General features: G+C 67.4%; 21 protein-coding genes and 1 other RNA gene. 12 read left to right on the top strand and 10 right to left on the bottom strand.

What is annotated here, in order from left to right:
- Positions 1-26: 26 nt before the first annotated feature.
- From AAHA49_RS02300 to AAHA49_RS02265, 8 genes are all read right to left on the bottom strand, one after another.
- Positions 27-479 carry a pilus assembly protein TadG-related protein gene (locus AAHA49_RS02300; RefSeq protein ID WP_342037065.1) on the bottom strand — a complete coding sequence of 151 codons (453 nt, stop codon included), beginning with the start codon at positions 477-479 and terminating at the stop codon, positions 27-29.
- Between the two features lie 7 nt (positions 480-486).
- Positions 487-990, bottom strand: coding sequence for a hypothetical protein (locus AAHA49_RS02295; protein WP_339392180.1), 504 nt, complete (start codon positions 988-990; stop codon positions 487-489).
- Positions 983-1,561 (bottom strand): TadE/TadG family type IV pilus assembly protein, encoded by a 579-nt coding sequence (locus AAHA49_RS02290; protein WP_342037064.1) that lies wholly within the window; start codon positions 1,559-1,561, stop codon positions 983-985. Before AAHA49_RS02290 ends, AAHA49_RS02295 begins: the two co-directional genes overlap by 8 nt.
- Positions 1,558-1,836, bottom strand: coding sequence for a hypothetical protein (locus tag AAHA49_RS02285; protein ID WP_422614412.1), 279 nt, complete (start codon positions 1,834-1,836; stop codon positions 1,558-1,560). The genes AAHA49_RS02290 and AAHA49_RS02285 overlap by 4 nt, the downstream gene beginning before the upstream one ends.
- 127 nt (positions 1,837-1,963) lie before the next feature.
- Positions 1,964-2,902, bottom strand: a complete 939-nt coding sequence (locus AAHA49_RS02280; protein WP_339392182.1) for a type II secretion system F family protein — start codon at positions 2,900-2,902, stop codon at positions 1,964-1,966.
- Positions 2,899-3,828: a type II secretion system F family protein gene (locus AAHA49_RS02275; protein WP_339392183.1), complete on the bottom strand. Its 930-nt coding sequence runs from the start codon at positions 3,826-3,828 to the stop codon at positions 2,899-2,901. The genes AAHA49_RS02280 and AAHA49_RS02275 overlap by 4 nt, the downstream gene beginning before the upstream one ends.
- Positions 3,825-5,048: a TadA family conjugal transfer-associated ATPase gene (locus AAHA49_RS02270; RefSeq protein WP_342037063.1), complete on the bottom strand. Its 1,224-nt coding sequence runs from the start codon at positions 5,046-5,048 to the stop codon at positions 3,825-3,827. Before AAHA49_RS02270 ends, AAHA49_RS02275 begins: the two co-directional genes overlap by 4 nt.
- Positions 5,049-5,228: 180 nt before the next feature.
- A complete protein-coding gene (locus AAHA49_RS02265; RefSeq protein ID WP_425286494.1) occupies positions 5,229-6,758 on the bottom strand; it encodes a purine-cytosine permease family protein in 1,530 nt (509 codons plus the stop codon).
- Between the two features lie 101 nt (positions 6,759-6,859).
- Here AAHA49_RS02265 and AAHA49_RS02260 point away from each other — a divergent pair, with 101 nt between their 5' ends.
- Complete coding sequence (locus AAHA49_RS02260; protein ID WP_342037062.1) at positions 6,860-7,573, top strand: TetR family transcriptional regulator; 714 nt, start codon at positions 6,860-6,862, stop codon at positions 7,571-7,573.
- Here the strand turns inward: AAHA49_RS02260 and AAHA49_RS02255 are convergent.
- Positions 7,549-9,168 (bottom strand): amidohydrolase, encoded by a 1,620-nt coding sequence (locus AAHA49_RS02255; RefSeq protein ID WP_342037061.1) that lies wholly within the window; start codon positions 9,166-9,168, stop codon positions 7,549-7,551. The two genes, AAHA49_RS02260 and AAHA49_RS02255, sit on opposite strands and share 25 nt — an antisense overlap.
- Before the next feature lie 180 nt (positions 9,169-9,348).
- Here AAHA49_RS02255 and prfB point away from each other — a divergent pair, with 180 nt between their 5' ends.
- The 6 genes from prfB to ssrA all read left to right on the top strand — a co-directional run bounded on the left by prfB (position 9,349) and on the right by ssrA (position 14,633).
- Positions 9,349-10,467, top strand: coding sequence for a peptide chain release factor 2 (gene prfB / locus AAHA49_RS02250; RefSeq protein WP_339392185.1), 1,119 nt, complete (start codon positions 9,349-9,351; stop codon positions 10,465-10,467).
- A gap of 154 nt (positions 10,468-10,621) precedes the next feature.
- Positions 10,622-11,311 carry a cell division ATP-binding protein FtsE gene (gene ftsE / locus AAHA49_RS02245; protein WP_339392186.1) on the top strand — a complete coding sequence of 230 codons (690 nt, stop codon included), beginning with the start codon at positions 10,622-10,624 and terminating at the stop codon, positions 11,309-11,311.
- Positions 11,308-12,222, top strand: a complete 915-nt coding sequence (gene ftsX, locus AAHA49_RS02240) for a permease-like cell division protein FtsX (protein ID WP_339392187.1) — start codon at positions 11,308-11,310, stop codon at positions 12,220-12,222. The genes ftsE and ftsX overlap by 4 nt, the downstream gene beginning before the upstream one ends.
- Position 12,223: 1 nt before the next feature.
- Positions 12,224-13,453 carry a peptidoglycan DD-metalloendopeptidase family protein gene (locus AAHA49_RS02235; RefSeq protein WP_339392188.1) on the top strand — a complete coding sequence of 410 codons (1,230 nt, stop codon included), beginning with the start codon at positions 12,224-12,226 and terminating at the stop codon, positions 13,451-13,453.
- Positions 13,454-13,590: 137 nt separating this feature from the next.
- Positions 13,591-14,061 (top strand): SsrA-binding protein SmpB, encoded by a 471-nt coding sequence (gene smpB, locus AAHA49_RS02230; protein WP_339392189.1) that lies wholly within the window; start codon positions 13,591-13,593, stop codon positions 14,059-14,061.
- 194 nt (positions 14,062-14,255) lie between these two features.
- Positions 14,256-14,633, top strand: a transfer-messenger RNA (tmRNA) gene (gene ssrA / locus AAHA49_RS02225).
- 64 nt (positions 14,634-14,697) lie between these two features.
- Here ssrA and AAHA49_RS02220 read toward each other — a convergent pair.
- Positions 14,698-16,350, bottom strand: coding sequence for a thiamine pyrophosphate-binding protein (locus AAHA49_RS02220; RefSeq protein WP_339392190.1), 1,653 nt, complete (start codon positions 16,348-16,350; stop codon positions 14,698-14,700).
- Between the two features lie 470 nt (positions 16,351-16,820).
- Here AAHA49_RS02220 and AAHA49_RS02215 point away from each other — a divergent pair, with 470 nt between their 5' ends.
- The 5 genes from AAHA49_RS02215 (at position 16,821) to AAHA49_RS02195 (ending at position 20,819) form a co-directional block, all read left to right on the top strand.
- Entirely contained in the window at positions 16,821-17,408 is a 588-nt protein-coding gene (locus AAHA49_RS02215; RefSeq protein WP_339392191.1) for an alternate-type signal peptide domain-containing protein, read from the top strand.
- A 69-nt stretch (positions 17,409-17,477) separates the two neighbouring features.
- Positions 17,478-18,041, top strand: a complete 564-nt coding sequence (locus AAHA49_RS02210) for a hypothetical protein (RefSeq protein ID WP_339392192.1) — start codon at positions 17,478-17,480, stop codon at positions 18,039-18,041.
- Positions 18,038-19,210 carry a hypothetical protein gene (locus tag AAHA49_RS02205; RefSeq protein ID WP_342037060.1) on the top strand — a complete coding sequence of 391 codons (1,173 nt, stop codon included), beginning with the start codon at positions 18,038-18,040 and terminating at the stop codon, positions 19,208-19,210. The genes AAHA49_RS02210 and AAHA49_RS02205 overlap by 4 nt, the downstream gene beginning before the upstream one ends.
- On the top strand, positions 19,207-20,163 hold the full coding sequence (locus AAHA49_RS02200; protein ID WP_339392194.1) for a hypothetical protein: 957 nt from the start codon (positions 19,207-19,209) through the stop codon (positions 20,161-20,163). The genes AAHA49_RS02205 and AAHA49_RS02200 overlap by 4 nt, the downstream gene beginning before the upstream one ends.
- A 161-nt stretch (positions 20,164-20,324) precedes the next feature.
- Positions 20,325-20,819 (top strand): signal peptidase I, encoded by a 495-nt coding sequence (locus AAHA49_RS02195; protein WP_422614409.1) that lies wholly within the window; start codon positions 20,325-20,327, stop codon positions 20,817-20,819.
- Positions 20,820-20,926: the final 107 nt, after the last annotated feature.

Raw genomic sequence — 20,926 nt, 5'->3', positions numbered from 1 at the left:
GTCTCGGTGTCGAGTGCTGCAGGAGACTACGAGATCCGCAGCGATCCTCGTGCGTAGGCGGTGGCGCTCAGGTCGATGAGGCGGGGTACGAACGGTGAGAGGAATGCCGGCGTGTAGTCGGCACGGAGGCGGATGATGACCGAATGCTCACCGTCGACATCGGCGTCGACGCCGATGTTGCGCAGATCGTCGGGCACAGGCACGGCGGAGACGTAGCGCTGCGCTGCGCGTTCGGCGGCAACCGGGGAGAACACGAGTCCGGGCTCGTCACCAGGGGCGGGTTCGAAGGAATCGGAGGCGGCGAGTGCCGCGGAATCCGCGACCGCCTGCAGTTCGCGGCGGGCCATGTGCAGGTCGGTGAGCGCCGCGATGAGGAGGGCGAGGAGAAGGGCGATGATGACGAAGCCGATTGCCAAGGGAGTGATCGAACCGCGATCGGCGCGCTCGCCTCCCTCAGCTTCCGGGTCCTCGGACGCCATCATCGACTCACCCCTGGACCGTCGTCGCAACGACATCGGAGTGGGTGGCGCGCATCGTGATGTGCGGAGAGTTCGCGGACCCGAAGAGAAGCGGGATCCCCGGCAGGGGAACCTTCGTCTCGACGTTCGCGGTGATGAGCGAGCCTGCCTGTCCACACGGTCCCGAGCACGAGTAGGTGATCGTCACAGGGACGTCGGGGAGTCCGAAGTCAGCGAAGTGCATGGCGGCGACGTCCTCGGCACGCCGCTCCGACGGGTTCGCATCCCGCGCGGCGATCCGTGAGGCCGAGACCGCCGCCGAGGTGGTCGCATAGCTGGCGGCCTGCAGCTGGGAGAGCGCGAGCATGAGGTAGACGACGGGAATGAGGAGGACGATCGCCGCGAAGATGAATTCGATGACCGCGGTTCCCGAATCTGCACGGTCGAGAGCCTCGCTGACACGCGAACGTTCTGGTCCGGTCGACCGCGCAGTCGCGCTCGACACCTCGAACCTGGTCGCATTCTCAGTCACCGTCGATGTCCTCGACGAGGGAGCGTCCGCTCAGTTCCCACACCTCGGCGGGACCCCACAGGCCGACGACGGGAAGCGGCGTGCGGACGCGGACTTCGACGATCTCCACGCCGCCGCGGCTCTCCGATGTCACGGTGATCTCCTCGGCGTAGCGGCCGCCGAGGGCGGCGGTGATGAGTTCGGCGGTGAGCCGGGCGCCGTCTCCGTCGGTCTGATCGGCCAGACCGGCCTGCCGAGCACCGGCGATCGCGGAGTCGATGACGGTGTTGCGGACGTGGATGACCAGGCCGATCTGCAGTGCTCCGGCGAGGACGAGAGCGAGCAGGGAGGCGACGAGGGCGAACTCCGCGATCGCGGAGCCGGCGTCCTTGCCGGTGAGATCGCCCTCCACTCTTCTCTTACAGCACACTGCTCCCGCGTCGTCAGCACGATCCGCACGGTCAGCACGACCCGCACGGTCAGCACGGCCCGCACGGTCAGCGCGTCCCGCGCAGTCGGTCGGGACCTGCACGAGGCCTGCCCGGTCGGTGCCGCGGCGACGCCGGGCCGCCTCGGCGGGCGATCGGCTCACCCGGCACCTCTCACCTTGTTCATCGCGTCCTCGAACATCGTCGTGAACGCTTCACCGGCAAGAGCCCAGAGGGCGACGACGAGTCCCGCGGTCATCAAGGTGATGAGCACCCAACCGGGGACGTCACCGCGGTCGGGTCGGTCGTGCCCAGGTCTGTTGTGCCCGGTTCGCGCAGGGGAAACGCCCGAACCGCGGCCGCCATCCGGGCTGCGTCGCTGTCGTGTCGTCCGTCGGGGGCCCGGCGGATCGTCGTGCGCCCACCCGAGCGTGAGCAGGGTGAGACTCGTCGTGAGGTGATGGAACATCGTGCCTCCTTCTTCGGGGACTGCGGATCGGGGCCTGAGGGTCGGGGATCGTCGGGTTGGTCAGAGGTCGAGGGTCGCGGTGCGGGGACAGGGGCGGTCAGGGGCTGAGGTCGAGGACGGCGAGGGAGGGGAAGACGGCGAAGATCACCGTGACGGGCAGGACGAAGACGACGACGGGTACGAGCATCCCGATCTCCTTGCGTCCGGAGAGTTCGAGGAGTCGGCGTCGGGACTGCTCCCGGACGTCGGCGGCCTGGGAGCGCAGCACCTCGGCGAGCGGGGTGCCGCGGGTCATCGACACGGCGAGTCCGTCGACGAACTGGACGATCTCGGGGATGGCGATGCGGGTCGCCATCTGGTCGAGGGCGTCGACGAGGGGAGTGCCGGTGCGGGTGGCTGCGAGAGCGGTGCGCAGTTCGTCGACGAGGTCGCCTGAGCACGTGCGGCACACCCTCTCCAGTGCTTCGACAATGCCCTCACCTGCGGTGATGGACAGGGCGAGGAGTTCGGCGACGGTGGGGAACTCGGCGAGGATGCGCGATTCGTGGCGGGTGATCGCCTGACTCAGACGCCAGTCGTTGACGATGTGTCCGGCGACTCCGCCGCTGACGACGAGGACGATGACGACGATCGGGGAGAACCCTCGCCCGGCGGCGATGAGACCGGCGAGTCCGCCGCCGACGATCATCCCGGTGAGGATGCTGAGGATCTGATTCGTCCGGAACCGTTCGATCGATGCCCGCCCGCCGAGGCGGCTGATCCGCAGGCTCAGCGTCGCGTCGGTGGTGATGCGGGAGGTCACCCACAGTGTCGTCGTCATCGCCGCCGAGGTGAGGACGCCGAGGAGTCCTTCGCGGCGCGGGGTCGGGGGAGCGTAGACGTCGACGAGCGATTCCTGATCCCGCAGGTACGGTTCGATCCGCGAGGACAGGGTGGGTCGACGCAGGGGCGGCAGGGAGAGGACGAAGAAGCTCAGCGCCAGCCCGTTGACCGTGCCGAGGACGAGGACGGTGAGCGGATCGGTCAGCGCGGTCACGTCGGTTCACCCGCCTCGGCGCCGCGAGGGAAGGGCGAGCGGGTCAGGGACGATCCGGCGATGACACGCGGTTCCTGGGGCAGGCGCCCGATCTTCTTCATCGCCTGGTAGGCGAGCAGCGAGACGACGAAGCCGGCGGCGAGGAGGATGAGTCCGGCCTGGGAGTTGTAGGCGGCGGCGGTCTCCGGACGCGTCGAGAGGAAGGCGAGGACGACCCACGGAGCTGCGACGGCGAGTCGGGCGCCGTTGACGGTCCACTGCTGTCGGGCCGAGAGCTCGTTGCGGGTGCGGGCGTCGTCGCGGACGAACTGGGCGAGGGCTCGCAGCATCGTGCCGAGGTCGCTGCCGCCGACCTGGCGGGTGACGCTGAGTGCCGCGACGATCCGGTCGGCGACGGGGTCGGCGGCGACCTGCCGGAACCGTTCGAGGGCGATCGCGAACGACCCGCTGGCCCGGTACTCCTCGGCGAAGACCTCGAAGAGCGGGCGCAGGGGCTCGGGGCCACGGTGGGCGAGCGAGCTGAGCGCCTCGGGCAGGGACAGGCCCGCCCGCACGCCCGAGTTGAGGTGGTCGAGGGTTTCGGGCCACAGCTCCCGGCGCAGCACCTGCTTGCTGCGGGCGCGGTGCTGGAGAAGCCGATAGGGCAGCCACGAGGCGAAGAGCCCGAAGCACAGGGCGATCGCCCACGACCGGGTGAGCGCGGTGGCGACGACGGTGACGACGATGAACACGGCGACGGTGACGAGGGCGAGCTGGAGCGGGTGGAGGCGCGGGAAGCCCGCCGTGGTGAGCATGTCGTCGACCTCGCGGACCCATCGCCTCTGTGTGCGCGTCTTCGGCCTGCCCTCCCACAGCGACATCCACACGAGCAGCAGTCCGGCACCCAGACAGGCACCGATGAGCAGGCTCATCTGCGAATAGCTCATGTCGATTCCAGGATCGCGTGGAGGTCCTTGCCGATCGTCGCGAAGCGCTCGCCGAGGTGGCCGAACCCCTGCCCGCGCACGAGCGTTCCGTGGGGTGAGTGGAAGATCGTGTCGAGTTCGATGACGTCGCCCTCGACGCCGCCGGGGACGGCGCAGATCTCGCTGACGAGGCGGGCACCGGAGGCGTCGCGCCGGAGATGGACGACGAGGTCGATGCTCACGGCGACTGTGGGCACGACGAAGGAGGAGGAGATGTTCGCGCCGGCGAGCAGCGGCAGGGTGGAGATCTTCGTGATCGCCGCCCGGGCGGAGTTCGCGTGGATCGTGCCCATGCCGGGCAGGCCCGAGTTGAGGGCGATGAGGAGGTCGAGGCTCTCGGCCTCTCGGACTTCGCCGACGATGATGCGCGTGGGGCGCATGCGCAGCGCCTCCTTGACGAGCGCCCGCAGTGTGACCTCTCCCGTGCCTTCGAGGGAGGGCTGTCGGCACTGCATCGGCACCCAGTCCCGGCTGGGCAGGTTGAGTTCGAAGACCTCTTCGCAGCTGATGATGCGTTCACGGGCGGGGATCGAGCCGGCCAGCGCATTGAGCATCGTCGTCTTGCCTGCCTGCGTGGCACCGGAGACCAGGACGTTGGCGCCGCAGGCGACGGCGGCGTCGAGGAAGCGGGCGGCAGGCGGGGTGAGGCTGCCTTGCGCGACGAGGCCTGCGAGGTTGCGGGGGCGTTGGATGAATTTGCGGATGTTGACCGCAGGCGAGGTGCGCGTGATGTCGGGGAGGACGACGTGGAGGCGGGATCCGTCGGGGAGCATCGCGTCGACGAAGGGCTGGGAGAGATCGACGCGCCGGCCCGAGGTGCGCAGCATGCGTTCGATGAGGTCGTCGAGTTCGCTCGCGGTCAGCTTCGTCGTCGTCAGCTGGTGGGCGCCGTCGACGGCGATGAAGACCTCGCTGGGGGAGTTGATCCAGATCTCCTCGACGCGGGGATCCTCGAAGTAGTCCTGCAGGGCGCCGAAGCCCGAGAGCTGGTGGTCGATGAAGCGGAACGTCGCCTCCCGGTCTTCGAGCGGCGGAAGATTCGCGGTGAGACTGCGTTCGTCGTATTCGGAGATGACGGTGCGGATGACCTCACGCGACCGCTGCACATCGACCCGAGGATCCACGTCGAGGTCCCTGATCCTCTTGTGGACCTCGCTGGTGATGACCTCGGTGGCTTCCACTGTGAACCCCTGGGCGGCTGTCGGCGAGTCCGCTTATCCGGCAATGCGATTGGCTGTCAATTGGTGTCAATGTAATCGCGAATTTCCCATTTATCCAGACTTTCTGCCGATCTGTGGATAACTTCCGGTGACGTTAGGGAAATGCCATACGTGTAGTTTGAAGGGGTATATCGGGTGGCGTCAGCGCCCGCCTCGGCGGACGCGTCGACCGACGAGGACCAGATAGACGACCGCCGACACCGCAAGGCCGACAGGGACGGAGAGGTCGATGCCGGCCGGGACCGGCAGGCTCATGTCGCCGGCCGCGGCGGCGAGCGGGCCGGTCCACACCTCGGTGGAGAGGAAGAGTGCGGTGGCGATCCCGCCCGCGGTGACGGCGATGATTCCGGCCAGTCCGAATCCGCGGTGGTACCAGTACGCCGATCCTCGGCTCTCGTCGAAGAGCCCGGCGGGATCGTAGCGGTTGCCGCGCAGGAGGATGTCGGTGACGTAGACGGCCATCGTCGGCACCGAGATGACGAGGAGGAACTGGAGCATGAGGTTGACCGCGCCGAGGAGGCTCGTCGAGAGGACGAGGACGATCGTGAACGCGGTGCCGAGCACCCCGATGAGCACGGCCGAGGGGATGCGTCGGATCGGCACGCCGATCGACTGCAGCGCCATGCTCGCCGTATAGGTCGTCATCCCGTTGAGGGCGATCGTGTTGACGACGACCCCGAGGACGAAGAGCACGCCCAGCCATCCGGGCAGCATGCCGAGGAGCACATTCTCGATCCCCTCCGCCGCCATCGTCTCTGCCGTCACGGCGCTGCCGAGGAGCGCGCCGAAAGCGGTGAAGATGCAGCTCGGCACCGCCCCGCCGAACGCGGTGGCCGCGATGATCGCCGACGGCTTCGTCGCCGTCGGCAGGTACCTCGCGAAATCGGCGCTGTTGGAATAGGACAGCGGAGTCGAGGCCAGCAGTGCGAATCCGATCGTCACACTCGACCACAGACCGACTCCGCTCAGCGGCACGGGCTGGGCGAACGACCAATCGAGGTCGGCGCCGATGACGACCATGACGGCGGCGAACACGGTCACGAGGACGACGGTGATGACCGCGTACGCCTTGAGGATGAGCGCGTGACCGAAGACGGCGACGAGGACGGTGGCCGTCGAGACGACGATCGAGACGAGGATGAGGGCGAGCGTGTGGTTGCGCATCCCGGCCATGACGAGGAGTTCGGCGCCCATGAACGACGACGCCACCCAGTTGAGGGCGAGGAAGACCCCGGACACGAGCCAGCCGTAGAACGCGATGACGATGCGGTTGCCGTGGATGCCGTAGATCGCCCGCTGGATCACCGAACCCGAGGTGCCGGCAGACGCACCGCTGATGGCGACGATCCCCGGCAGCACCCACAGGAGATTCGCGGCGAGGATGACGAGGAGGGCCTGCCAGATCTCGAGGCCGAGGACGATCGTGAGCGTCGCGCCGATCGTGAAGCTGAGCACGCTGACATTGGGTGCCGCCCACACCGCGAAGAGATCTCGGGCGCGACCGCGGCGCTGATCGTCACCGATGTGCTCGATGCCGCGCTTCTCCGGTCTGCGCGCCGATGCCCGCGCGGTCGACGCTGTCGGCAGCATGGTGCCCTGTGACTCGGCGCCCGGAGGCACGGATGCGGGTGCGCGTCGCGCTCCGGTGGCGGTGAAGGAGTGGTCCGACACGGGTGTTCCTCTCGAGGGACTGACGGGGTCGTCGTCGACCCCGACCTTTATTGGTCATGGGACCAATAACATGTTGTCGATCATCAAATAGGATTGCGGTCATGATGTCAAGCGCGCAGTCGGGAGCCCGGCGCAAGCCGCCGGCTCAGCGTCGCGCCGAGATCACCGGCGCCGCCGCCGAGATCGCCCTGGCCGAAGGGCTGGAGCGGATCACCCTGCGCCTCGTCGCCTCCCGGCTCGACGTGCGTCCCGGACTCATCAGCCACTACTTCCCGGCCGTCGATGACCTCATCGCGGCGGCCTTCGCCGAGGCGGTGGCCGGCGAGCGGGCTCGACTCCTCGGGCCGACGGGCAGTCCACTGGGGCGTTTGGCTCATTTCACCGCCACCGTCCAGGACGCCGATGCCCGCGATCTCTCCCGACTGTGGCTCAACGCCCGACACCTCTCACGGTTCAACGACGCGCTGGCCGCGAGCCTCGAGGCCCAGGAGGCGATCGACCGAGACGAGCTCACCGCCCTCATCGCCGCCGGCATCGCCACTGGCGACTTCGCCGCGCAGGACCCTGCCGCGGCCGCGGTCCGCATCCTCATCGCCGTCGACGGCTTCGGTGCCTATGCCAACGATCGCGAGGTCTTCGAGGAGCCGGCCTTCACCTCATTCGTCGCCGACGTCGCCGAATGGGCGCTCGGTCTGGAGTCCGGCGCCCTCGCCGAGGCGTCCGCTGCCACCGGGCCCGGCCGCTCGAGACTCACTGCACCGGACCACGGCGATTTCGACGCGGGGATCGCTCAGACGGCGTCCGCGCGTTCGTAGACGGTTCGGCCCCCGAGGACGGTGCGGACGACCTCGGCGGTGAGCAGAGCCTCGGGATCGGCCGCGAAGACGTCGGTGTCGAGGACGATGAAGTCCGCGAACAGACCCGCGCTCAGACGACCGAACTCCCCGTCACGGCGGCTCGCCCAGGCTGCGTCCCGGGTCGCATGTGTGATCGCCTCCGGCAGACTGACGGCGTAGCGCGGCAGATTGGCCGGGAGAGCGGGATCGAGTGCCGAACGGCGGGTGGCGGCGATGAACATGTTCGGCAGCGGCGCCTGCGGCGAGGTCGGGGAGTCGGTGCCGAAGACGAGCGGTGCCCCTGCCGCTGTCATCTCCGGCCAGGGGAAACCGCGGTCGATGCGGTCGTCGCCGAGCATCGCCCGCCAGTTGTCCTGGATCGCCGGATCCGCATGGACCGGCTGCATGCTCGCGGTGATCCCCAGGGCGGCGAGCCGCTCGATCTCATCGGGGCCGACGACCTCGAGGTGCTCGATCCGATGCCGCCGAGGTCGAGGGCCGTTGGCGGCGATCGCCGCCTCGACGGCGTCGATGGCGATCGCGACCGCCTCGTCGCCGATCGCGTGCATGGCCACCTGGAGTCCTGCGGCATCGGCGGCGATGATGACCGGGGCGAGCTCAGACAGGGTCCAGATCGGCTCGGCGCTCGACCCGTCGACGTAGGGTGCGCGCAGGGCCGCGGTGCAGCCGTCGACCGTGCCGTCGACGAGCACCTTGATTCCGGTGATGCGCAGGTGCGGTGAGGTGTGGAGTGCGGCGAGTTCGGCCGCACGCGCGACCTGGGCGAGATTCGCGGAGTCGTCACCGGTAGGCTGCACTCTCCAATGAGCGGTGATGCGGGCCGTGAGTTCGCCGGCCTCCTCGACCGTCGTCATCGCAGCGAGATCGCCCTCGTCGAGTGCCATCTCGGTGACCGCAGTCACCCCGATCTTCCGGTAGGAGGCGAGGGAGGCCCGGAGTGCGGTGACGAGGTCGTCGAGAGTGACCAGCGCATCGAGGACCGGCCAGACGAGGCGATGCATCGCAGTCTCATCGACGAGGCCGGTCGGCCCCGCGGCATCGGCATGGATCGTTCCGCCCGCAGGCGCCTCGGTGTCGGCATCGATGCCGACTTCGGAAAGCGCCGCCGAGTTCAGCCAGATCGAATGGTAGTCGTAGGCCTGCGCATAGACCGGACGGTCGGCGATGACGGAGTCGAGCATCTCCCGATGAGGGTGGCCGCCAGCGAACGCACCGTGCGCCCAACCCTGGGCGCGGATGCGCGGCGCATGAGGATGATCCGCCGCCCACTCGGAGATCCGGCGCTGGATCTCCTCCACCGAGGAGGCTCCCCAGAGATCGACCTGCTGTGCGGCCTCGCCGGTGCCGACGACGTGTGCGTGCCCGTCGACGAATCCGGGGAGGACGAGGCGCCCGCCGAGGTCGATGGCCTCGGCGCCGTCGCCGGCCAGGCGAGCGGCAGTGGTGTCGTCGCCGACGTAGAGCAGCCGCTGGTCCTCGACGACGACGGCCTCGGCCCACGGGCGCTCGGCGGCGGTGAAGATGCGGGCGTTGCGGTAGAGCTGACGGGTCATCGGCGGTCCTCGGGTTCGGGTGCTGTCAGGGCGGGGATGCAACGGGGGAGCAGCCTCGGCGCAATCATCCACTCACTGTTGGTCACTTGAACAATAACCGATGACGGGATGGACTCTCTCGATGGAGGGCAGGAGTCGGAGGCGCCTCGGGCCCCGCCCATGGACTAGAATCGAGGCATTATGGCCACGACTGATCACGCTTCCGAAATCGCCAGCCTCCGCCAGACCTACCAGGCGATCCTCGACGTCTCCGACCTGCCGACCCTGCGGGACGAGGTCGCCGAGCTCACGGAGGAAGCGTCGTCGCCGACGTTCTGGGACGATCCGGATTCGGCGCAGAAGACCTCGGCCAAGCTCTCCCACAAGCAGGGCACGCTGGAGAAGCTCGAGAAGTTCGGGGAGCGCATCGACGACGCCGAACTCCTCATCGAGATGTCGGAGGCCGAAGGCGACTCGGATTCGCTCGTCGAAGCCGAACGCGACATCGCCAAGCTCAAGGACCAGCTGAGCGAACTCGAGATCTCCACTCTGCTCTCGGGCGAATACGATGAGCGCTCCGCGGTCGTCACCGTCCGCTCCGGGGCCGGCGGCGACGACGCCACCGACTGGGCGCAGATGCTCATCCGCATGTACATCCGCTGGGCGGAGTCCCGCGGCTACAACGTCCAGGAGCTCGACACCTCCTACGCCGAAGGCGCGGGCATCAAGTCCGCGACGATCCAGGTCAACGCCCCGTACGCGTACGGCACCCTGTCCGTCGAGGCCGGCACCCACCGCCTCGTGCGCATCAGCCCCTTCGACAACCAGGGCCGCCGCCAGACCTCCTTCGCCGCCGTCGAGGTCGTCCCCCTCATCGAATCGACCGACCACATCGAGGTCGACGAGAACGACCTGCGCATCGACGTCTACCGCTCCTCGGGCCCCGGCGGCCAGTCGGTGAACACGACCGACTCCGCCGTGCGCATCACCCACCTGCCCACCGGCGTGGTCGTGAGCATGCAGAACGAGAAGTCCCAGATCCAGAACAAGGAAGCCGCGATGCGCGTCCTCCAGTCCCGCCTCCTCGAGCGCAAACGCCAGGAAGAGGCGGCGCAGAAGAAGGAACTCGCCGGCGACATCAAGGCCAGCTGGGGCGACCAGATGCGCTCGTACGTCACCCACCCGTACCAGATGGTCAAGGACCTGCGGACGAACTACGAGGTCAACAACCCGCAGGCCGTCTTCGACGGCGACCTCGACGGACTCATCGAGGCCGGCATCCGCTGGCGCAAGCAGCAGGAGAACGCCGAGGAGGACTGATCCGCCTCGGCGGGCGCGGGCACGCTGTCCCGCCTCGGCGCGACTGTGAACTTCATCAGATGCGCAACACACGCCCAGCCGCCTCCCCGAACATCACGGAACTGTTACGTACAGTGGAAGCGGCCGAGCACCCGCTGACTGATTGAAGACCCTCTTGATCACATTCGACTCCGTTTCGAAGTCCTACGACTCCCGCACCCGCAAGGCCCTCGACGACATCTCGTTCACGGCCGACCGCGGGGAATTCGTCTTCCTCGTGGGGGCCTCGGGATCGGGCAAGTCGACGGTCATCCGCCTCATCCTCCGCGAAGAGGTGCCGACGAAGGGCCGCATCGCCGTCGCCGGCAAATCGGTGGTGAAGATGCCGTCGTGGCGCGTGCCCTACCTGCGGCGGGGGATCGGGACGGTGTTCCAGGACTTCCGTCTGCTGCCGAACAAGACCGTCTTCGCCAACGTCTCCTTCGCCCTCCAGGTCATCGGCAAGTCACGCGCGGCGATGTCGACACTCGTGCCCGACGTCCTCGAGACCGTGGGACTGGCCGGCAAGGAGAAGCGCTACCCGCACGAACTCTCCGGCGGTGAGCAGCAGCGTGTGGCCATCGCCCGCGCCGTGGTCAACAAGCCCGGCATCCTGCTCGCCGACGAGCCGACCGGCAACCTCGACCCCGTGACGAGTGCTGACATCATGGCGGTGCTCGAGAAGATCAACCGCAACGGCACCACCGTGCTCATGGCCACCCACGACGGTGAGATCGTCAACCGCATGGCCAAGCGCGTCATCGAACTCTCCGAGGGTCGCATCGTCCGCGACGTCGAGCACGGCACGTACGGAGTCGCCTCATGAGGGCCGGCTTCATCCTCTCCGAGGTCGGCTCCGGCCTGAAGAAGAACTTCTCGATGGTGCTCTCGGTCATCCTCGTCACCTTCGTCTCCCTCCTCTTCGTCGGCGCGGCCATCCTCCTGCAGATGCAGGTGGGGCAGATGAAGGACTACTGGTACGACCGCGTCCAGGTCTCGGTCTTCCTCTGCCCGCCCGACTCCGAGGCGACGAACTGCGTCGACGGCGAGGTCACCGACGCGCAGAAGAAGAACATCGAGGACGCCCTCGCCGGACCCGAGCTCGCCCCCTACGTCGACACCGTCTACTTCGAGGACAAGGCCGAGGCGTACAAGCACTTCCAGGACCAGTTCAAAGGCACGAGCCTCGAAGGCACCGTGCCCGAGTCCGATATGAACGAGTCGTACCGGATCAAACTCAAGGACGCCGAGAAGTACGAGATCATCAAGGAGTACTTCTCCTCGACCCAGGGTGTCGAGGAGGTCGTCGACCAGAACCAGCTCCTCGACCGGCTCTTCGGGGTCCTCAACGTCGCCACCGTCGTCGCCGTCGTCATCGCCGGCATCATGCTGCTGTGCGCGATGCTGCTCATCGCCACGACGATCCGGCTCTCCGCGTTCGCCAGACGCCGGGAGACCGGGATCATGCGCCTCGTCGGCGCCTCGAATTCATTCATCCAACTGCCGTTCCTCCTCGAAGGCGTCATCGCCGCGGCGATCGGTGCGACCCTGGCCGCCGGCACCTTGGGACTCCTCGTCCACTTCGGGGTCAGCGGCTGGCTGCAGGAGCAGGCGACCGGCTTCAACCTCATCTCCGGCGTCGACGTCCTCATCGTCGCCCCGATCCTCATCGCCATCGGCGTCGTCATGGCCGGCGCATCGTCGCTGATCACCCTGAACAAGTACACGAAGGTCTGATATGAAACGCAGGCTTCCCCTTCTGATCACGGCCGCGGTCCTCGCTATCGTCCTGCCCGCCACCTCGGCGACGGCGGATCCGCGCGACGACAAGAGCAAGGTCGATGACCGGGTCAAGGAGCTCCAGCAGGAGTTCGAGGGCCTCGACGAGGAGCTCGCCCGCGTCATCGCCGAACGCGACGAAGCGCAGAAGGCCCTCCCGGACGCCGAGGAGGCCTCCCGGCAGGCCGATGACGCCCTGGCCGAGGCGATCCAGAAGGATGAGGACCTCGCCGCCCGGCTCACCTCGGCGGAGAACGCCCAGACCGACCTCAAGGACCAGATCAAGTCGGGCGCCGAGGAGATCGACAAGCATCGCACCCAGGCGGCGCGCATCGGTCGCCAGGCCTACCAGAACTCCGGCATCACCTCGGACCTCGCGATGCTCCTGCAGATGGCGCAGGGCACGAGCGCCGACGGCGGGATCGGCCGCGTCGACTCCGCGGTGCGCTCCCAGCAGCGCACGATCGATGACCTCTCCGAGCAGCGGGCGCTCAACCAGAACAACGAAGAGCGGCTGTCCGGGGTCACCGACGAGATCTCGGGACTCAAGGACGAAGCCGCCGAGGCGGTCATCGCGAAGGAGGCCGCGCAGGCCGACGCGAAGAAGAAGGCCGACGACCTCAACAACCTCATCTCCACCAAGGACGCGGCGGAGAAGACGATCTCGGACAACAAGGACAAGACCGAGAAGCAGCTCGAGGACGAACGAGCCGAGCAGGACCGGTTGGCGAAGAAGGTCCGCGACTGGGAGAAGGAGCAGGAGAAGAAGGGCAACTTCGTCTACGGCGACGGTGTGCTCGCCAACCCCGCGAAGGGCTTCCCGATCACCTCCCAGTTCGGCTACCGCATCCACCCGATCACCGGCAACCGCAAACTCCACACCGGCACCGACTTCGGCGTGCCCTGCGGCACCCCGATCCGCGCGGCCGGTGACGGCATCGTCGTCTCCGCGGGCTGGGCCGGCGGATACGGCAACCGTGTCGTCATCTCCCACGGCAAGATCAAGGGCAAGTCGATCGCCTCGACGTACAACCACAACACGAGCGTGAAGGTCCGCGACGGTCAGAAGGTCAAGAAGGGCGACGTCATCTCGATCTCGGGCACCACGGGCGCCTCGACCGGCTGCCACCTCCACTTCGAGATCATGGAGAGCGGCGACTACGTCAACGCAATGCCGTTCATCTCGTAAGCCGGCAGGACGGGGTCGCAGCCGCGGTTCCGCAGAGCGCGTGCGTGCGATAGACTTGTCCGTCTGTGTGCGCAGGCGAATGCGCACGTGGGATGCGTCGTCAGCCGTATCCGCTGAGACCTGAGAGGAGGCCGGTCATGCCGAAGGACACCGGGAAGAAAGTCATCGCGAGGAACCGCAAGGCTCGCCACGACTATCACATCGAGGACACGTGGGAGGCCGGTCTCGTCCTCACCGGCACCGAGGTGAAGTCCCTGCGCGAAGGCCGGGCCTCGCTCACCGACGGGTTCGCGCTCATCTTCCAGAACGAAGCGTGGCTCGAGAACGTCTACATCCCCGAATACCTCCAGGGGACGTGGACGAACCATGCCGCGCGCCGGCGCCGCAAGCTGCTGCTCCACCGCGAGGAGATCCTCAAGATCTCCCAGAAGGTCAAGGAGTCCGGGCGCACGCTCATCCCGCTCGAACTCTACTTCGAGGGATCGCGGGTCAAGGTCGAGATCGCCCTGGCCCGAGGCAAACGCGAATGGGACAAGCGCCAGGCGCTGCGCGAATCGCAGGACAAGCGCGAGGCCGAGAGGGCCATGAAGTCCAAGCAGTACCTCTGAGACGTACGCGGACACCTTCCGCCGAGGTGGAGCCCAGGTTCGAGTGGAACCGGAGTCCCCGGCGCGGAAGTCTCCGACACAGTCGGGAATGCGATTGGCCCGGCCGGTGTTGAGAGAGTATGCTGGTGTTCCTGTCGCCGGCAGGATCCTGTCATTGCAGGTGAGAGTGGCGAACAGGATTGGCAACAGAATATGGGGATGATCGGTTTCGACGTTGGACACTGCGTCGGGAGAAGCGGGCCGAGAATGCAGAGTCATCTCGTTAATGTCCTCTGCAAAACAATAGGTGCTAAATCTGAAAACCGCACCGATTTCGCCCTCGCTGCCTGATTGAGCGCGAGCTGCGAATCCGTCAGCCTAGAGTTGCCTCTGCTCTAGTTCCTGGCGTCGCTTAAGAGGCCACTGCTTCAGATGCACGTTGGGGGCATCTGAGGGACTCTTACCCAAATCCGTTCGTTGGTCTACGTGTTCGTGCGATGGCCAGAACCTAAGAAACTGCTTCACGAACTGCGCCCGGAGAAGTCCTGACAATCTGCTGACGGACGCGGGTTCGATTCCCGCCATCTCCACTCAAGGACAAGCCCCGTCCGCCTGGTTCCGACCAGACGGACGGGGCTTCGTCATACCCGCAGACCGTCACGCGTTCACGCGGATGACCTCCTCCTGGTACGGTGCGACGACTGTGCCGGAGATCCGCAGGTCGAGGACGAGGAACCTCCGCTCGTCCACCGGGGTCGACGCCCACTCGGTGACGACGTCGAGATCGGCGAGTTCGCGCACGACCACGCCCTGGCCGCCCGCAGCCGTGGCCAAAGCCGCGAAGTCGATCTCGTCGATGAGCATCGGTTCCTTCGCCAGGCCCTTGAGCCCGTAGAGGTGCACCTCGGCACCGTAGGCGGCGTCGTTGAAGACCACCGCGATGCCGCGCCCGCCGGCCGAACGGATCGCCGTGTCGAGATCCGACAGAGCCATCACCCCGCCGCCGTCCCCGGTGGTGAGCACGACCGTCGAATCCAGGTTCGCCCGTGCCGCCCCCGCCACACTGTGCCAGCCCAACCCGATCGACTGGAAGGCGGTGCCGACCATGGCGATCCGGTCCGGTGCGCTCGGCTCCCAGAACATGTTCGCCCACGCGATGAAATGGCCGCCGTCGGAGACGATGACCCGGTCCTCCGGCAGCAGCTCGCCGAGGCGGGACGCCGCCGCCCGCGGATCGAGCCGACCGTCCGAGCCGAACTCCGACCCCACCGCGTACACACGATCGGCCGCCGTGTCCACCGACTCCCGCCACCCGCTCGGACTCGCACCCGCCTCGGCGAGGCGACGGGTGAGCTCCGCGGTCGCCAGCCGGGCGTCGGCGCGGACGAATCCGCCGACCCGAGCATGCGTGGCGCGCTCATCGGTGTCGATCTGCCACACCGCGGTGGTCGGGGCGAAGAGCTCACCGAAGCGCATCGTGAACTGATTGAGCGAGGCCCCGATGACGACGGCGACATCGGCCTCGCGGACCCTCTCCATCGCCCCTGGTGCCCCGAAGCCGCCCGCCACACCGAGATCGAACTCGGCGGCCGGGAACACCCCGCGGCCCAATGCCGTCGTCACCGTCAGCGCACCGGTCGCCTCGGCGAGCTCGCCGAGCTGCGCCGATGCCCCGGCCAGCCACGCGCCGCGTCCGGCGAGGATGACCGGGCGCTGCGCCTCGGCGAGAGCCTCCGCCAGACGATCGAGAGCGGCCTGCGCGGAGGCGCCGTTCGGGGCCAGGGGTGCACGCGTTCCAGGGCCGGGGACGTCGGGGATCTCACCGATCTCGAGCGTCGCGACATCGTAGGGGATCGCGAGGACCACCGGCACCCGGTAGGTCAGGGCGTGCTCGATCGCCGTCACCGTGGCCGCAGCAGCGTCGACCCGGCCCACTGTGTACGTGCGGACGCCGACCGCCGAGGCCATGGCGATCTGATCGACGTCCCACGGCCGAGGTCCCGAGGTGGGTTCGTCCCCGACGACGAGGACGAGGGGCACCTTCGCCTGTGCCGCCTCGGCGAGGGCCGTGAGCGTGTTCGTGAAGCCCGCACCGTACGTCGTCGTGGCGGCCGCGAGTCGACCCGAGGTGCGGAAATGCGCATCGGCGGCGACGACCGCGCCGGCTTCGTGCCGGACCGGAGTGTAGGTCGCCGAGGTGGTCGTGAGCAGGGCATCGAGGAAGTGGGCGTTGCCGTTGCCCATGAGTCCGAAGACCTCGTCGATGTGACGGGTCAGAGTGTGGGCGACGTGCGCCGAGGTGTGCGCCATGAGGGCGGCCTTTCGCAGCTGAGGGATATGGAGAGTGATCCATATGTGTCTCACGCAACAATGCCGCTTCGCGTTCCTTTTTCGAACGCCGGACCCCCGGCTGCGCGAGCCCGCGCAGCGACAGTCCTGACCGTGTCGAATATAGGGCACCGGCGGTTCCGTGCCAAGTCAGAGGTGCTGTCGACCGAAAAACTGCGGCTGAGAAATGAATCCGGGAAACGGGAAACTATACCCGAATTCATTCAAGTGTCATTTTCCTAACAAAGATTGAAGCATTAACTACTAATGAGTAGATACAATAATGAAGTAGTCATTCAAGGTAATGATGTGATAAATTCAGAATACGGAGGATGTCGGAAGTGCGGTGCGGTCAAACTCCATAGGTGAATTATGAATTCACTTGCTCGTCTGTCCGATGTTTCCGTCTATTCATCATGAATGGCATCGGTAGTGCCGGAAAGCGAAAATATATGAGAATCAATAAGAAGGCCGTCGTTGCAGGTGGAGCCGCTGCTGTGCTCCTCATCGGGGGAGGCCTCACCTTCGCCCGCTGGTACGACGAAGCCTCATTGGGCAACCAGGCTGCAGAGGTCAAATCCGGTGAACTGAGCTTCGCGATCGACAATCTCGCGTGCCAGTGGGCCAACGGCGGCGATAATGTCGCCCCCGGTGACCTCATCGCTCCGGGAGACACCATGCAGTGCACCGGCAGCTCGCAGGTCGTGACGAACATCAAGGGCAAGAACCTCAAGGCCACGCTCTCGGCCGTTCCGACCGGCAAGCTCGCCGAACTCGTCAATGACGATTTCGCCGTGCTCAAGGCGACAGTCAACGGCAGCACGGAACCCGTCGCACTCACCGCGGCCAATGACGGTGACACCTTCGACGTCGGTTTCTCAATCTATTTCAAGGAGTTCAAGGACTCCGTGGACAACTCGCTCAATCGCGACAAGCCCACCACCGACACCGCGCAGTGGTGGGGTGAGGAGAAGCAGAATTCGGACTACTCGTTCAACACCGGAGACATCAAGCTCCAGCTGGTGCAGAACGATCGCTGACGCCGAGACCTCCGGCACGGGATCCCCGTGCCGGAGGACGGTGCGTCCTCAGCCGACCTCGGAGATCCTATGAGAGTGCGAGCGCTTGCGGCAGCCGGTGCCGCCCTGGTCCTCCTCTCGAGCGGTCTGGGCACCGGAGCACGGTGGTACGACGAAGCGAACTTCGATAAGCAGTCGGTCGAGGTGCGCTCCGGAGAGCTCAGGGTCACAGCGGCACCGGTCTCCTACCGCGTGCAGAGCAAGTACACGACCGACGCGCGGTTCGCCGACCTGCAGTCGTGCGACGCCGACCAGGGTTTCACCCGATGCGCCCGACTGAGCAAGGGGCAGGTCGAGGACTTCCGCTTCATGCGCGGCGACCGTCTGACGATCGCATCCCGTTTCGACGTCAGTGCGAAGGGCACGAACCTCCGCTATGCGGCAACCCTGACATCCGACCAGCCCGATCCGCCCCCGGCATGGACTGCGGAGGCGACGGTGAGCCCCGAGGGTCCGCTCGAGGGCGCACAGACGATCACCTCGCGGCGGACCTTCGACTTCACCGGCCAGGTCAGCGCTGACGCCTGGCCCCGGGTCTTCGACGATCTCAGCGTGGCCGGAGTCAGCGTGGCAGTCGTACAGGAGGACCGATGACCGACCGGCAGACCGAACACCGGCAGCGGAGACCCAGGCTCCGGACAGGAGTCATGCCCGTGCTGGCCGGTGCGTGCGTGCTCGCCCTCGTTGCCGCGATCGTCGCGATGGCGATCATGCCCACCGGTTCGACGCTGGCCCGCTTCTACTCCGAGGCCAGCGACGACACTGAGATGACGCTCCAAGCGCAGGGCATCGAGGCCGGAACCGCCGGTGTCGTCACCCCTGACTACGGGTCATGGAACTGGTTCGACCGGCAGATGAACGAGACCTCGCTGACCCTGAAGAACACGTCCCCGACGACAATGGTCGCGAGCATCAGGATCGCGTCCGTGGAACTGGCCGGGACGAACATCTCCGAAGCGTGGGGGAAGGCTGCGGCCTTCATCGTCGACGACGGCGGTGTGAAGCGGGAGATCTCGAACTACGTCACGGCCGACACCTCGACGAAGCAGTTCTCGGAGACCGAACTCCGATGGACCCTGGCTCCCGGTGCCGAGCAGTCCGTACCCGTGCTGGTCGAAGGACGGAACTCGCGACTGCTCTATCAGGATCTCGCTCGAGCCTCCGGGGTCCGCTTCGACTTCCGGTTCGCCGTCGACTGGCGCATCGACGGACTCTCGGACACCGAGACGGCCCAGCTCTATCCCTACGGCGCTCTGGGACCAGAGCCCGGCGACCGCCCGGCCTGCCCGCCCGGGGCAAGTGCCGCGCAGGAGTGCGTCGGGGTGAGCGCCACGGTGAAGAAGCCCGCGATCACCGTCGACACCGGGCAGGACGGCTCCGGCGCCTGCTACGGAGTGTTCAACGTCGACAACTCGCACACGTTCGTCGTCAACACCTCCGAACTGCCCGAATTCGCCCGCATGGCCAAGACCGCCCGGCGTCTCGCCGGCGACCCTGCCGCCTTCGACTCCTACGTCGCGATCCCCGAGGTCGGCTCCGACTTCACCGGCAACGACGTCGAAGTCTCCAAACAGCCCCTCAACTACCTCTTCGGCTACGACGTGACGGTCCGCTTCGTCATCCGCGGCACCGGTGGGGCCGGCGGTCACAACCCGGGACCCAATGGCGATCGGCCCACGCAGTCACCGATCTACGACCTGCAGATGACCCAGGAGGCCTTCTCGTCCGATGTCTCGTGCACCGTGAGCCGGGTGACACTGTGATCGGATTCCTCGTGCCCTCGACCCTGGCCCGCGCCGTCCGCCGCCGGCGGCGGCGCTGCGCGGCTGCTTTCGTCCTCCTCACGGCGGTGACCGTGGCGATCCTGGGAATCGCCGCCCCCGCCTCGGCGAAGGAGTGCCCCACCTCGATCGCCGAGGCGGTCCGGGTCTCCGAGACCGACGGCAGCGGGGAGAGCGCCCCGGACGATCTCCAGCGGGCCTTCCCCGACGTCCCCGAGCTGATGGCGCCCGGGTCGGGCGGAGACGATGAGCTGCGTGTCCGATCGATCGCCGAGGTGCCGGTGACCGCCGTGCTCATCGTCGCCCCGGAGACCGCCGGGGTCGCCGACCCGGCCCATGACCTCCAGGTGTCGATCACCTGGGCGGGACGGACCGTGGCGAAGGACTCGTACCGTAAGGTCGTCGGACAGCGCTTCGCCCTCGGCGAACTGGCACCCGATGCCGATGCGACGCTGCGCGTGAGCGTCGACCTGCCTGCCGTCGGGGAACGGGACAACGACACGCAGACCCGCACGTGGCCGCTGCGGTTCTCGCTGGGGCTGAGCACCGGGGTCGAGTGCGCACCCGGCGGCAGCGACGCGGGAGGCAGCGCGGCCGAAGCGGATGACAGTGGGGGAGGCACCGCCGCCGAGGCGGAGACCAGAGCGGACTCCGACGGCACCTCGGCCGCGGGCTCGAGCTCGGAGGCTTCGAGTTCTGGTTCCTCGGGAATCTCCAACTCGTCGGCGGGAAGCGCCGGCGGCGCCGGGAGCGCCGATGGAGGGTGGGCGCTGCCGAGGACCGGATTCGGCGGGGCCGGACTCATCACCCTCGCGGCGGCAGCGATCGGTCTCGGACTCGCCCTCGTCGCTGTCGCCCGTCGCAGACGTGCAGGCCAGAGGCATGTCGGCACGGAACGTGCCGGCGGGGACGCACGACAAGGAGGCGCGTCATGACCGCAGTGACGAGGCAGAGGACACCAGGCTCGCCCGCGTCGAGTTCGCCTGTACCGGACTCCACCGCACAGGCTCCGGTCGAAGAACCGTCAGGCGACTTGCGGCGGCCCCGGCCACGGCGGCGACTGCGAAGAATCGTCTCGTGGGTCTGCGGGGTCCTCGTGGCGGTCATCGCCGGCGTCCTCATCGCCACGGTGGCGCTGCCCCTGGCGATGGGATGGATTCCGCTCACCGTGACCACCGGTTCGATGGATCCGACGATCCCGCCCGGCTCGCAGGTGATCGTCAAGCCGCTCAAGCCCGCGCAGGCGCAGACCCTGGACAAGGGCCAGGTCGTCACCTACCAGCCCAACTCCGGTCAGCGTGACCTCGTGACGCACCGCATCATCGACGTCGCCAGGGTCCACGGGGAGACCGTCTACCGGACGAAGGGCGACAACAACAACGCCGCCGACCCCGACCCGGTGCGCAGCGTCCAGGTCCGCGGGGTCGTCCGCTACCACGTGCCCTATGTCGGCTACATCGCGCAGCTGACGAACCCCGAGGAGAAGCGGATCGGCATCTGGATCATCGCCGGCGCCCTTGTCGCCTACGCGGTCTGGGAGATCGCGAAGCCGAAGCGGCGAAAGGGCGGGACGAACCGCGGAAAGCACTGAGCCGCCGCAGACCTCAGGGTCCGCGGCGGCTCAGGCCGGTCTGTCCAGGGCAGCGGCTCGGGCCGGCCGACTCAGGCCGCCCGGTTCCAGTCGACCGTTCAGGCCGC

It is taken from the genome of Brevibacterium ammoniilyticum (genome assembly GCF_038429965.1).
GTDB lineage: Bacteria > Actinomycetota > Actinomycetes > Actinomycetales > Brevibacteriaceae > Brevibacterium > Brevibacterium ammoniilyticum.
This window is presented reverse-complemented; position numbering and strand designations above follow the sequence as displayed.